Origin of the sequence: Tardiphaga sp., from assembly GCF_028290495.1 — a bacterium.
Lineage (GTDB): Bacteria > Pseudomonadota > Alphaproteobacteria > Rhizobiales > Xanthobacteraceae > Tardiphaga.
Genome location: NZ_JAQGJT010000032.1, coordinates 1 through 13,561 on the forward strand (window position 1 = coordinate 1; position 13,561 = coordinate 13,561).

Annotated in this window: 7 protein-coding genes; all 7 read right to left on the bottom strand. The window is 64.9% G+C overall.

Features of this window, described 5'->3' with window-relative positions; translation table 11 throughout:
- A partial coding sequence (locus JWQ24_RS05965; protein WP_299805591.1) for a DUF4070 domain-containing protein occupies positions 1 to 1,293 on the bottom strand: 1,293 nt, incomplete at its 3' end.
- Between the two features lie 226 nt (positions 1,294 to 1,519).
- Positions 1,520 to 2,902 (bottom strand): ethanolamine ammonia-lyase subunit EutB, encoded by a 1,383-nt coding sequence (locus JWQ24_RS05970; RefSeq protein ID WP_299805593.1) that lies wholly within the window; start codon positions 2,900 to 2,902, stop codon positions 1,520 to 1,522.
- 203 nt (positions 2,903 to 3,105) lie between these two features.
- A complete protein-coding gene (locus JWQ24_RS05975) occupies positions 3,106 to 4,287 on the bottom strand; it encodes an NAD(P)/FAD-dependent oxidoreductase (RefSeq protein WP_299805595.1) in 1,182 nt (393 codons plus the stop codon).
- An 11-nt stretch (positions 4,288 to 4,298) separates the two neighbouring features.
- A complete protein-coding gene (locus tag JWQ24_RS05980; RefSeq protein ID WP_299805597.1) occupies positions 4,299 to 5,177 on the bottom strand; it encodes a transglutaminase family protein in 879 nt (292 codons plus the stop codon).
- Positions 5,174 to 7,681, bottom strand: coding sequence for a circularly permuted type 2 ATP-grasp protein (locus JWQ24_RS05985; protein WP_299805599.1), 2,508 nt, complete (start codon positions 7,679 to 7,681; stop codon positions 5,174 to 5,176). The genes JWQ24_RS05980 and JWQ24_RS05985 overlap by 4 nt, the downstream gene beginning before the upstream one ends.
- A 31-nt stretch (positions 7,682 to 7,712) precedes the next feature.
- Positions 7,713 to 11,003 carry a transglutaminase family protein gene (locus JWQ24_RS05990; RefSeq protein WP_299805601.1) on the bottom strand — a complete coding sequence of 1,097 codons (3,291 nt, stop codon included), beginning with the start codon at positions 11,001 to 11,003 and terminating at the stop codon, positions 7,713 to 7,715.
- A gap of 237 nt (positions 11,004 to 11,240) precedes the next feature.
- Positions 11,241 to 12,764, bottom strand: a complete 1,524-nt coding sequence (locus JWQ24_RS05995) for an altronate dehydratase family protein (protein WP_299805604.1) — start codon at positions 12,762 to 12,764, stop codon at positions 11,241 to 11,243.
- Positions 12,765 to 13,561 lie beyond the last annotated feature (797 nt).

Genomic DNA, 13,561 nt, shown 5'->3' on the forward strand with positions numbered 1-13,561 from the left:
ATAGGTTTCGCGGATCTGATATTCGTAGCGCTGTAGCAGTTTGGCCGGCTCGTAGGCGCTGCCCATGCAGGCACGCCAGGTTGTCACCACGTCGTCGTATGGCAGCCGGAAGTCCACATTGGAGTCGCGGCCTTCGTCCTCGATCAGCCGGCCTTCCTTCTTCAACCGGTCCCATAACGGGGTTTGCGGCAACGCCTGCAGCAGGTTGATGGTCAGCAGCGGAATTTGCGATGCGTCGATGAATTCGAGCAGATGCTGCCCGGTTTCGGGCTTGTCGGTGTCGAGGCCCAGAATGATGCCGGACACCACTTCCATGCCGAAATTGTTGAGCGTCTGGATCGCTTCCATGATGGGAACCATCATGTTGTGATCCTTCTTCATCGCCTTCAGCGCCACCGGGTCGGGCGTCTCGATGCCGCAGAAGATGGTCGCGAAGAAGGCCTCGCGCATCTGCGACAGGATCTCCGGACGCTTGGCAATGTTGAGTGTCGCCTCGCAGGAAAAGCGCAGCACGAAGCCGGTCCTCTTCTGCCATTCGATCAGATGTGGCAGCAGGTCGAGCGCGGCCTTGCGGTTGCCGATAAAGTTGTCATCGACGAAATACACCGAGCCCATGATGCCACATTCCAGCAGCTTGTCGAGTTCAGCGGTGATCTGTCCCGGCGACTTCAGCCGCGGATTGCGGCCGTAGAGGCCGGGGATATCGCAGAATTCGCATTGGTACGGACAACCCGAGGAATACTGGATCGAGCCCAGGAAATAGCGCGGGATTTCCGCCAGTTCATAGGCGGGAATCGGAAACTTGGTCATGTCGAGGCGGTCGGCGGTCTTCAGCACCACCTGACGGTCCGGGCGCGTCGTATCGGCAGCCAGAATGTCGATCAGTTGATCGGTGGCATCGCCGAGTTCGCCGCAATGCAGATAGTCGAACGCCGGGTAGTATTCCGGGCACGAGCTGACCGACGGACCGCCAATCGCCACCGCCAAATCATAGGCATGAGCGCGGTGGCAGATGTCGTTCATCTGGGTGCGCTGGATATGCATGCCGCTGACGAACACGGCCTCGGCCCACTTGAAATCGTCCGCGGTGGCCACGCGGATATTCTCGTCGATAAAACGGACTTGCCAGTTTTCCGGCATATACGCGGCGATCAGCAACAGACCCTGCGGGGGCATGAAGGCTTGCACGCCGTCGGTGAGAGGATAGGCGTATTCGAACGTGCCAAATGAAGACGTGTATCGCGGAAAGACGCACAGGATGCGCCGCGCCGTTTGCCTGCCCTCAGCTCTCATCAATTGTCCTTCGTGGATTCGCAGGACCTCCCGAATGGGAGAACCGGCGCTTGGGCTAATGTCTTAAAGATCAAGCGGTTCCATTGCATCAGGGACGATGAACCAATCTAATCACGCCGGCCAAAGCTGGGCCACAAATTCTTCAAGATTGTGGCGACGCTGACGATCAAGTGAACGGCAGCGCGCAACATGCCGGCCGTTGACGCCGCGTGACATCCGGGTGACGTCAGGCAATCAGCCTTGCCGCCAGCTCCGGCAACAGGCCGTCATGGCCCTTGATGCGGAAATCCGTGCCCGCGAGGCCTGCGCGCAGCAGCCAGTCGTCGAATTCCGGCGCGCGCTTCAGCCCGAACAGGTCGCGGATATAGAGCGCGTCATGAAACGAGGTCGACTGATAATTCAGCATGACATCGTCGGCCCCGGGCACGCCCATGACGAAGGTGACGCCGGCCGCCGCCAACAGCGTCAGCAGGTTGTCCATGTCGTCCTGATCGGCCTCGGCATGGTTGGTGTAACAGACGTCGATGCCGAGCGGCAGGCCGAGCAGCTTGCCGCAGAAATGGTCCTCCAGCCCGGCGCGGATGATCTCCTTGCCGTCATAGAGATATTCCGGGCCGATGAAGCCGACCACGCTGTTGACCAGCAACGGATCGAATGCGCGGGCCACCGCATAGGCGCGCGCCTCCAGCGTCTGCTGATCGACGCCGTGATGGGCGTTGGCGGAGAGCGCCGAGCCCTGCCCGGTCTCGAAATACATCACGTTGCCACCGACGGTGCCGCGCTTCAGCGACAGGCCGGCGTCGTGGGCCTCCTTCAGGATCGCCAGATCGATGCCGAAGCTCTTGTTCGCCGCCTGCGTGCCGGCGATCGACTGAAACACGAGATCGACCGGAAAGCCCTGATTGATCAGATCGATCGAAGTGGTGACGTGGGTCAGGACGCAGCTTTGCGTCGGGATCTGCAACTTCGTGATGACGTCGTCGAGCAGCCGCACCAGGCCGCCCAGCACGGCGGGATCGTCGCTCGCCGGGTTGATGCCTATGCAGGCGTCGCCGGCGCCGAGCATCAGGCCGTCGAGCACCGAAGCGGTGACGCCGCGGACGTCATCGAACGGGTGATTGGGCTGCAGCCGCACGCTCATCCGGCCGCGTAGGCCGATCGTGTTGCGGAAGCGGGTGATGATCTCGCATTTTTTCGCCACCAGGATCAGGTCCTGGTTGCGCATCAGCTTGGATACCGCCGCCGCCATCTCCGGCGTGACGCCGGCGGCGAGGCCCCGCAGCACGGTGGACGTGGCGGCATCCGACAGCAGCCAGTCGCGGAAGCCGCCGACGGTGAGCGACGAGATGACGGCAAACGCCGCGGCGTCATGGCTGTCGATGATCAGCCGCGTTACCTCGTCGTCCTCGTAAGGCACCACAGTCTCTTGCAGGAACTGCCTGAGCGGCACCTCGGCCAACGCCATCCGGGCCGCGATCATCTGCTCGGCGGTGTCGGCGGCGACGCCCGCCAGCCGGTCACCGGAGCGTGGCGGCGTCGCTTTGGCCAGGAGATCGCGCAGGTCGGCAAAGACGTGGGTCTGCGTTCCGATGGCATGGCGATAGATCATGGAGGGTCCGTGCTGAGATCGATGGAGCTTATTATCACAAGCGCTCGCGTTCAGCGCGCCCGCCCCACACTGTCATTCCGGGATGCGACAGACGGCAGAGCCGGATGACACAGGCCCGGAATCTCGAGATGTTCATCGTCCCTTTTCGAGATTTCGGGTTCGCTCGCGCTGACGCGCTCGCGCCCCGGAATGACAGTTTGTGGTCAGACGTGCTTGCCCGCCGCCACGCCGGACGACCACGCCCACTGGAAATTGAAGCCGCCGAGATGGCCGGTGACATCCACGACCTCGCCGATGAAATACAGGCCGGGCACCAGCTTCGACTCGAACGTCTTCGATGACAATTCGGTGGTATCGACGCCGCCGAGCGTGACTTCAGCCGTGCGATAGCCCTCGGTGCCGTTCGGACGGACCCGCCACTCCTTCACCGCGGCAGTCGCCGCCATCAGGAACTTGTCGGAATAGTCCGCCAGACGCTGCGGCCCCGCGACACGCTCCGACGCCATCTGCGCCAGCCGCTTCGGCAGCAGTTCGGTCAGCACTGTCGCCAATTCCTGGCGCGGACGTTCGCGACGCGCCTGCTTCAGCCCAGCCAGCACGTCGACATCGGGCGCCATGTCGATCACGACATCCAGACCGTCGCGCCAATACGACGAAATCTGCAGCACCGCCGGCCCGCTCAAACCGCGATGGGTGAACAGCAGCGCCTCCTCGAACCGGGTCTTGCCTACGCTGACGGCGGCATCCACCGCGAGGCCGGCGAGGTCCTTGAATTGCGCGAGCATCCCGACATCGAACGTCAGCGGCACGAGGCCGGCACGCGGCGGCACCATCGCGTGGCCGAACTGCTGCGCGGTCTTGTAGCCGAACGCGCTGGCGCCCATTTTCGGGATCGACGGACCGCCGGTCGCGACCACCAGCGATTTCCCGCGATACTCACCCTGATCGGTAGCGACGACGAAGCCGGACTCGTTCTTCGACACGCTTGTGATCTTGACGCCAAGCCGCATCTGCGCGTCGCCGCGGCGGTTCTCCGCCAGAAGCATGTCGATGATCTGCTGCGCCGAGCCGTCGCAGAACAATTGCCCGCGGGTCTTCTCGTGATAGTCGATGCGATATTTGTCGACCAGCGCAATGAAATCCTGCTGCGTGAATCCCTTCAGCGCCGATTTGCAGAATTGCGGATTCTCCGACAGGAAATTCGCCGGCGTGGTGTGCAGATTGGTGAAATTGCAGCGGCCGCCGCCGGAGATACGAATTTTCTCGCCGGGCGCCCTCGCCTGCTCCAGCAGCAGCACCGAGCGGCCGCGCTGGCCGGCGGTGCCGGCACACATCAGCCCCGCGGCGCCGGCGCCGAGAATGATAACATCGTAGCTATTCAACATGCGGGGAGTACTCATTCGACCAGCAACACATCGACGGCCACCGCAAGCTTCTGCTTGCGCGAGCCGACGATCACGCCGTCTACGGGTGACACGTCGGAAAAATCGCGGCCGACCGCCAGGATGATGTGGTCGTTCTCGACCAGAATGTCGTTGGTTGGATCGAAGCCGATCCAGCCGAGCTCGTTGCCGCACCAGACGGAAGCCCAGGCATGCGTCGCATCCGCGCCCTGCAGCCGCTCCTTGCCGGGAGGCGGGATGGTGCGCAGATAGCCGGAGACATAGGCCGCCGGCAGGCCGAGCCCGCGCAGGCCGGAAATCATGATCTGGGCAAAATCCTGGCAGACGCCGTGGCGCTTTTCCAGCACCTCCTGCAGCGGCGTGGAGATCACCGTCGCCTTCGGATCATATTTGAACTCGGTCCGGATGCGGTGCATCAGGTCCACGGCGGCAGCCAGGATGCCGCGCCCCGGCGCGAAGCTCGCCGCCGCATAGGCCGTAACGTCCGCGAGTATCGGCACCAGCGGGCTGGCGAACACGTAGCCGATCGGCGACGCCGCGCCGAGATCGCCGGAGGAAAACGACGCTTCGCGCACGCTTTCCCACGGCAGGCTGTCGTCACTGCGCCCGGGCACCGAGCGTTCGACATAGACGCGCGAGCGGCTGTCGATGCGCAGCACGCGGTGCGGGCTCTCGATCAGTACGGTTTCGGTCGCGGTGCCGAAGAAGTCGGTGCGGGTGGTCCGGCTGGACGGGGCCGGCCTGATATCGACGTGGTGCGAGACCAGTTGCTGGCCGGGGCTGCTGATCGGCTCCAGCCGCAGCGAGCAGCGCGCGAAGCTGACCGCGCTTTCATAATTATAGGTGGTGACGTGACGGATATCGTAGATCACGCCAGCCCCGTGAGTTTTTCTGGCCGCATCGCGCTGGCGCCGTGCGGGAAATAATGCGAGCCGATTGCGCTGGAGAGGCCGAGCAGATCCTGCTCCAGTACGAACAACGAATTGGTGTGCAGCTCCGAAGCTTCGCCCGTGACCAGCGAGGATTGCAGCGCCACCGCGAGCCGCTGCGGCTGCTCCATCAGCCCGTTCTCCTTCAGCGCCGGCAGGTTGGCGATGTGGTCGTTCAGCGCCGAGACCTGGAACGCGACCGAGCGGGGGTTGTAGGGGTCGAGCACCACGAGATCGCGCACCGGCGCCAGCAAGGGGCCGACCAGATAGCGCGAACGATAGGTGATCTGGCAATCGACCAGCGTCAGCAGGATGTCGAGGTCGTCGGCGCTGGCCTCGTCATAGGCGAACTGCCGGGCGAAGCGCGTGGTGTTGATGGCGCGTTCGGCGCGGCGGCCCATTTCAAGAAAACGCCAGCCAGCGGCGCGGTTCATGTTCTCCTGCGCAAGGCCGGCAAAGCTCGCCAGTTCCTGCAACGTCAGTTCGGCGGCGCTGACCACGCCGTCATCGTCCTCCACCTCCTGGCCGAGCCGTTCGACCATCTCGGTGATAACCTGCCAGGCGTCCGGCGACAGCCGCTCGCGCAACGACGTCGCGGTGCGCTGGGCGGCGCGTACCAGAGACAGCGCAGAGCCGAACCTGTCCTCGCCCTGCAACGCCTGGGCGGCGATCTTCGATGGCTGCGAGCGCGCGGTCAGCGAGGTCGCGCCCCATGTCACCAGCAAGCGCTGGATGCGCTCGACCGATAGCTGGGCGGAGACGCCGCCCTTGCCGGGATCGCGCTGCGGCACGCTGAGCGCGCGCACCAGACGCAGCGTCGACTCCGCGCGCTCAAGGTAGCGGCCGAGCCAAAACAGGTTGTCGGCCGCGCGGCTCGGCACCCAGCCGGCGATACGGCGGATGCGGACGGTCTCGACCGCCGGCAGCAGCGAGGTCGCGGGCACCGCCTTGTCGGCGACGACCCAGACGTCAGCCGCGCGCGCGCCGGCGCCCATCGACACCGCGCGGGCATCGGGCTGGTCGGCGATGCGGCAGAAGCCGCCGGGCATGATGGTCCAGCCTTCCGGCGTCGCGGCGGCGAACACGCGCAGCACGAACGGGCGCGGCGCGAGGCGGCCATTGTCCCACACCGGCGTGGTCGACAGCCGCACCAGTTCCTGACCGACGTAATCGATGCCGCGATTGTTGATCGCAGCCCGGAGGCGTTCGCGATCGGCCGGCGACAGGTTGGCAGCGAGCACCGGGCCGGGACCGGGGAAGCCCGGCACCGACTGGCCATAGGCGCTTTCGATGACGAAATCGTCGAGCCGGTCGAGTACTTCCTCGCGCGCCGCCTTCTGGCCGCACCACCAGGTCGCGATGTGCGGCATCTTCAGCTTTTCGCCGAGCAGCTTCTCGCACAGGCTCGGCAGGAAGCCGAGCAGCGCGCGCGCTTCCATCACGCCGGAGCCCGGCATGTTGGCGACGACGACGCCGTTCTTGCGGATCACGTCGATCAGGCCGGGCACGCCGAGTTGCGACGAGGCATCCAGTTCGAGCGGATCCAGCGAATTGGAATCGACGCGGCGCAGCAGCACGTCGAGCCGCTTGAGGCCAGCGACAGTGCGGATATGGATACGGTCGCCGGAGACCGCGAGATCGTCCCCCTCCACCAGCAGGAAGCCGAGATAGCGCGCCAGCGTGGCGTGTTCAAAATAGGTTTCGCTGAACGGACCCGGCGTCAACAGTCCGATGCGCGGCTCGTCGCGGTCGGCGGAGGCGCGCAGATTGTCGCGAAACGCCTCGAAGAACGGAGCGACGCGCTCGACGTTCATCGACTTGTAGAGATCAGTGAAGGCGCGCGACAGAACCAGCCGGTTCTCCAGCGCATAGCCCATGCCGGACGGCGCCTGGGTTCGGTCACCAAGCACCCACCAGCGGCCATCGGGACCGCGGCCGAGATCTGCCGCAAAGAAGTTCAGATAGCGGCCGCCCGGCGGCGTCACGCCGCGCATCGCGCGCAGATATTCCGAACTGCCGGCGATTGCCGCGGCGGGTACCCCGCCTTCGGAGATGAGGCGTCCCTTGCCGTAGAGATCGGCCAGCACAAGCTCGTGCAACTGCGCGCGCTGGATCATCGCGACCGAGATCTGCTTCCACTCGGTCTCGTCGATCAGCAGCGGGACATGGCTGAGTGGCCAGATCCGGTCGGCGATTTCGCCGGGCGCACGGTAGGTGACGCCGGCCTCGCGCAGGTGGCGGTCGGCCGAGCCGAAACGGCGTTCGATATCGGCGGGCGAAAGGCCGCCGAACGCATCGAAGAACCGCGTCCAGACCTCGCGCGGTGAGCCGTCGGAGTTCAAATATTCATCGGGAATTCCGGGCAGCCGTTCGTAATCGCGGGTCCACGAGGCGACCTTGCGATGTCCCGGACGGGGTTTTCTCTCCTGGCCGGTATGTGACGTCATCCCGACTCTCCTGCCAAAACCATCGGCAACCTCAATGCAGGAGCGGCGTGCGCAAGTCGAGGGTCAAAGGAAATTCAAGTGTGCGTTCCGGCTTTGGCGGGTCCATTTCGCCGGGCGTGTGGCCGATTTCCTCGAATCGCGCCAGCCGGCGGGCTTCCGCCTCATAGGAATTGACCGGCTTGGTCTCGTAGCTGCGGCCGCCGGGATGCGCGACGTGATAGACGCAACCACCCAGCGAGCGCCTGTTCCAGGTATCGACAATGTCGAACGTCAGCGGCGCGTGGACGGGAATCGTCGGGTGCAGGCCCGAGGCCGGCTGCCAGGCCTTGAAACGGACCGCGGCGACGACCTCGCCGGAACGGCCGGTCTCGGTCATCGGCAGCGCGCGGCCGTTGCAGGTAATCATGTGCCGGCCGGGCACAAAGCCATTGGCCTTGAGCTGCAAACGCTCGACGGAGGAATCGACGTAGCGGACGGTGCCGCCGGCCGAGCTTTCCTCGCCCAGCACATGCCACGGCTCCAGCGCCTGGCGTACTTCCAGCGTCACGCCGCCATAGGTGACGTGGCCGAACACCGGGAAGCGGAATTCGAGCTGCGCTTCGTACCACTCCCTGGAGAATTCGTAGCCGGAGGCGCCGAGCTCAGCGAGCACGCCCTGAAAATCCTCCCACAGGAAATGCGGCAGCATGAAGCGGTCGTGCAGCGTGGTGCCCCAGCGCGTGAACTGGCCCTGCTGCGGCTCACGCCACATTTTCGCGATCAGCGCGCGGATTAGAAGCTGCTGAGCGAGGCTCATGCGCGGATCGGGCGGCATCTCCAGCGCGCGGAATTCAACCAGACCAAGCCGGCCAGTCGTGCCATCCGGCGAATAGAGCTTGTCGATGCAGATCTCGGCGCGATGCGTGTTGCCGGTGATATCAACGAGGATATGCCGGAACAGCCGGTCAACCAGCCATAGCGGCGCCTTCACATCAGGCGGCGGCACCTGCGCCAGCGCGATCTCAAGCTCGTACAGGGCGTCGTAACGCGCTTCGTCGATGCGCGGCGCCTGACTGGTCGGGCCGATGAACATGCCGGAGAACAGATAGGAAAGGCAGGGATGGCGCTGCCAGTACAGCACCAGGCTCTTCAGCAGATCCGGCCGGCGCAGGAACGGCGAGTCTTCCGGCTTGCTGCCGCCGACCACGACATGGTTGCCGCCGCCGGTGCCGGTGTGGCGACCATCGACGAGGAACCGGTTGGCGCCAAGCCGCACGCGGGCGGCTTCCTCATACAGGAACGTCGTGGTGTCGACCGCCTCGCGCCACGTCGCTGCGGGATGGATGTTGATCTCGAGCACGCCGGGATCGGGCGTCACCTTGATGACTTCGACGCGCGGATCGAACGGCGGCGGATAACCCTCGACATGGACCTGCAGCTGCATCTCTTCGGCGGTCGCCTCGAGCGCGGTAATCAGTTCGAGATAGTCCTCGAGCTTTTCCACCGGCGGCATGAAGGCACACAGGATGCCGTCGCGAACCTCGATCGACATCGCGGTACGCACCGGGCCACGATTGCGCCGCTGCTCCTCCTGGATACGCTCCGCGGTGGCCTGGGCTTCGGCAGTCGCCTCGGCATCAACCGCCGGCAGTTCGCCGCGCGGCTCCATCGGGTCCTGCTCGACGATGTAGGGAAAGTCGTCTTCCGGCACATGCGGCAATGAGGCGATCGGCAGCCGCAGGCCGAGCGGAGAATCACCGGGCGTGAGAAACAGGTTGCCGCGGCGCAGCTTCCAGTGCTCGGAGCGCCAGCGCGTATCGGTCGTGCCTTCCGCGTTCCAGCGCTGGATCGGCAGCACGAACCCCTTCGGCACGTTCAGCCCCGCGTCGAACACCTTCGCCATCCGCGAGCGCTCCTCGGGATCGGCGAGCTTGGAATCGCTGGGGTCGACGTTGTGCGGGAGGCCTGCTTCCTTCTGAAGCCAGTGCGCGGGGTCCTCGAACGCCGGCATGATATATTCGGAGGGCACGCCGAGCCGGTGCGCCGCGCCTGTGGCAAATTTCTCGGCGTCGCTGACGCCGGCGTTGCGCGGGCCCTCGACGCGCGCGATCAGCGCGTCATTCTTCCAGATCGGCACGCCGTCGCGGCGCCAGTACAGGCCGAACGCCCAGCGCGGCAGGCTCTCGCCCGGATACCATTTGCCCTGTCCGTAATGCAGCAGTCCGCCCGGCGCAAAGCGCGTGCGCAGCCGGCGGATCAGGTCGTCGCCAAGGCCGCGCTTGGTCGGACCGACCGCGGAGATATTCCACTCCGCGCCTTCCAGATCGTCCATCGACACGAAGGTCGGCTCGCCGCCCATCGTCAGGCGAACGTCATCTGCTTTCAGGTCAGCATCGACCTTTTCGCCTAGCGCGTCGAGCTTCTGCCAGGCCTCCTCGGAGAACGGCTTGGTGATGCGCGGCGCCTCGCGGACGCGCTTGACCTCCATCTCGAAGCCGAACTCGACTTCGGCAAAGCCGGCCATGCCGGAGATCGGCGCGGCCGAACGAAAATGCGGCGTAGCGGCGACCGGGATATGTCCCTCGCCGGTCAACATGCCCGACGTGGCGTCGAAGCCGATCCAGCCGGCGCCGGGGATGTAGACCTCCGCCCAGGCGTGCAGGTCGGTGAAATCGTTCTCGACCTCGCGCGGGCCATCCAGCGGATCGATGTCCGGCCGCAACTGGATCAGATAGCCGGACACGAAGCGCGCCGCGAGCCCGAGATGGCGCAGCGTTTCTATCAGTAACCACGCCGAGTCTCGGCACGATCCGGAGGCCAGCGCCAGCGTCTCTTCCGGGCTCTGGATACCCGTTTCCATGCGGATGATGTAGTTGACGCGTCCGCGCAGGCTGGCGTTCAGATCGACGAGGAAGTTAACCGTGTTCGGCGCTTCCCGGGGGATTTCGGCCATGTAGGCGGAAAAGCGCGGCCCCGGTTCAGTGGTTGCCAGATAGGGCTCAAGTTCGGACTTGAGGTCGTCGGGGTAAGCGAACGGAAATGTCTCGGCGTAGGGCTCGACGAAGAAGTCGAACGGATTGATCACCGTCATCTCGGCGGTGAAATCGACTTCGATCTTGAGCTCGGTCGCCTTCTCCGGAAACACGAAGCGCGCCAGCCAGTTGCCTTGCGGATCCTGCTGCCAGTTCACGAAGTGGTTCGCCGGCGTCACCTTCAGCGAATAGGCAGGGATCGGCGTGCGCGCATGCGGCGCCGGCCGCAGCCGGATAGTCTGCGGACCCAGATCGATCGGCCGATCGTATTTATAGTGGGTGACGTGATGCAGCGCGACGAAGATCGACAATGGGCAACTCCAGCAGCTTTTTTGAGCAGAACACCGGAGCGTGTGTCGATCAAGGCCTAACAACGGGCAGCGGCTGCCTGTTGTTGGGGCGGTGCATTAGCACGGCTCTTCCTCGTCGTTCCGGGGCGCGGGCGGCGTCCGCCGAGCGCGAACCCGGAACCTCGAGATGCTCATCGTTCCATGTCGAGATTCCGGGTTCGCTCGCGCTAGCGCGCTCGCGCCCCGGAATGACAGTTGTTACATCGTCGCGCCCAGCACCCACGGCGCAAACTCGGCGCCGCCGAAATCGAAGCTCTCGCTCTTGGTCGGCTCGCCCGACGCCGTCTTCAGCATCAGTTCGAAAATCCGCTGGCCGCAATGTTCCACCGTCTCGTCGCCGTCGAGGATGGTGCCGCAGTTGATGTCCATGTCCTCTTCCATGCGCTTGAACATCGGGGTGTTGGTGGCGAGCTTGATCGACGGCGCGGGCTTGCAGCCGAACACCGAACCGCGGCCGGTGGTGAAGCACACCAGGTTGGCGCCGCCCGCCACCTGCCCGGTCGCCGCGACGGGGTCGTAGCCGGGCGTGTCCATGAACACGAAGCCCTTTTTAGTGACGGCCTCGGCGTAGTTCAGTACGTCCACCAGATTGGTCGAGCCGGCCTTGGCCATCGCGCCCAATGACTTTTCCAGAATGGTGGTGAGGCCGCCGGCCTTGTTGCCGGGGCTGGGATTGGCGTTCATCTCGGCGCCCTCGCGTTCGCAATAGGCGTCCCACCAGCGCATCAGCCCGACCAGTTTTTCGCCGACCTCGCGCGACACCGCGCGGCGCGTCAACAGGTGCTCTGCGCCATAAGTCTCCGGCGTCTCCGACAGGATCACCGTGCCGCCGTGCCGCACGAGGAGGTCGCTGGCGGCGCCCAGCGCCGGATTGGCCGAGATGCCGGAATAGCCGTCGGAGCCGCCGCATTGCAGGGCCACGATCAACTCGCTGGCCGAGACTTCCTCGCGCGTCGCCTTGTTCGAATCGGCCAGCACTTCGCGCACGAAAGCCACGCCGGCCTCGGTGGTCTTGCGCGTGCCGCCGATCTCCTGGATCTGCATTTCGCGCAAGCGCCCGGCGAGCTTCTGCTCCTCCATCAGCCCGCCGATCTGGTTGATTTCGCAGCCGAGACCGAGCACCACCACGTGCGAGAAGTTCACGTGCCGCGCATAGCCGCCGAGCGTTCGCCGCAGCAGCCGAAGCGGTTCGTCCTGAGTCATGCCGCAGCCGGTCTTGTGGGTCAGTGCGACCACGCCATCGACGTTCGGATAGTCGGCCAGCGGGTTGTGGCCGGTGAAGGGATTCTTCTTGAACACATCGGCGACCATGCTGGCGACATGCGCGCTGCAATTCACCGAGGTGAGAATACCGATGTAGTTGCGCGTGGCGATGCGGCCGTCGTCGCGGCGAATTCCCATGAAGGATGCCGGCAGATCGAAATTCGGCGTCGGCTTGACGTCGACACCGTAGGCATAGTCGCGCGCGAAGTCGCCCATGCCCATGTTCTGCGTGTGCACGTGCTGGCCGGGCGCGATCGGCCGCGTCGCAAAGCCGATGATCTGGCCGTAACGGCGAATTTCCTCGCCTGTCGTGATCGGCCGGATCGCGACCTTGTGGCCGGCGGGAATCCGCTCCGACGTCACCACGCCGGCGCTGACTTCAACGCCCGGCATCAGGCTGGTGCGCGCGATCAGCACGGCGTCGTCGGCATGCAGGCGAATGACGGGGGATGGGGCCATGAACTATTTCCTCGTGAGATTTTTGTTGGCTTTACCGCCATTTGGAATGAGTCTAGCGGAAATCGCGAGGCGGCGTCACCCCTGCTCTGGCGTGCAAACAACACGGCAGACATGCGGGATCGCCCCTGTTGTTTGCGGCGCGGGGACGCCGTCGATCGCTGCATTCCCTGCCCTCCCTGAAGAGGGCGCGCGGAACGCCGGGTGCCCGATGCACCCATGGCCCAGACGCGAATGCCGTAGACGGCAATAAATGCGCCGGGGATTCCGGATTCACCGGGGGATCACCCGGCGTTCCGCTCGCGGTGGGCTCCGGCCTGCTTCGTGCTCTTCCCGGCGGAAGGTCGTCGCCCCGGACCTCTAAGGGTGCGCGCCGGATTTGGCATCGCGCCCTACACTCCGGGGGTGCCCCATCTGGCACCCAGGAACCACACGACTTGGGCCGGCGCGCCAGCGTGGTCGTCAGCCTCGGCTCGTGCCGCTCACCCTCCCCCGGCCTTAAACGCACCCTTTGTACAAGGCGTACGTCCTCACCCGGGCTCGCGCCCTGCGACCTTCGCTCCGGCCTGACGCTGCCGCGCCACCGCCACCCGCCCCGCGAACACCGACGTCGCGAACGCCCCTCTTCTTGGGGCGGGATGCGGGGAATATAGTCAATATAGGATTTATGTCAAGACGGCGGAGTGGAGTTTGCCGCAAGGTTATCAAATGAAAATGAAGCAGGTCATACGCAGCCATCATCGCGAGGAGCTCTTGCGACGAAGCAATCCAGTCTGCGGGTGTGGCTCTCTGGATTGCTT

Coding starts and splice junctions, on each gene's coding strand:
- JWQ24_RS05975 (WP_299805595.1), bottom strand. CDS start 4,287: ATGTTGAATAGCTACGATGTTATCATTCTCGGCGCCGGCGCCGCGGGG.
- JWQ24_RS05970 (WP_299805593.1), bottom strand. CDS start 2,902: ATGATCTATCGCCATGCCATCGGAACGCAGACCCACGTCTTTGCCGAC.
- JWQ24_RS05985 (WP_299805599.1), bottom strand. CDS start 7,681: ATGACGTCACATACCGGCCAGGAGAGAAAACCCCGTCCGGGACATCGC.
- JWQ24_RS05995 (WP_299805604.1), bottom strand. CDS start 12,764: ATGGCCCCATCCCCCGTCATTCGCCTGCATGCCGACGACGCCGTGCTG.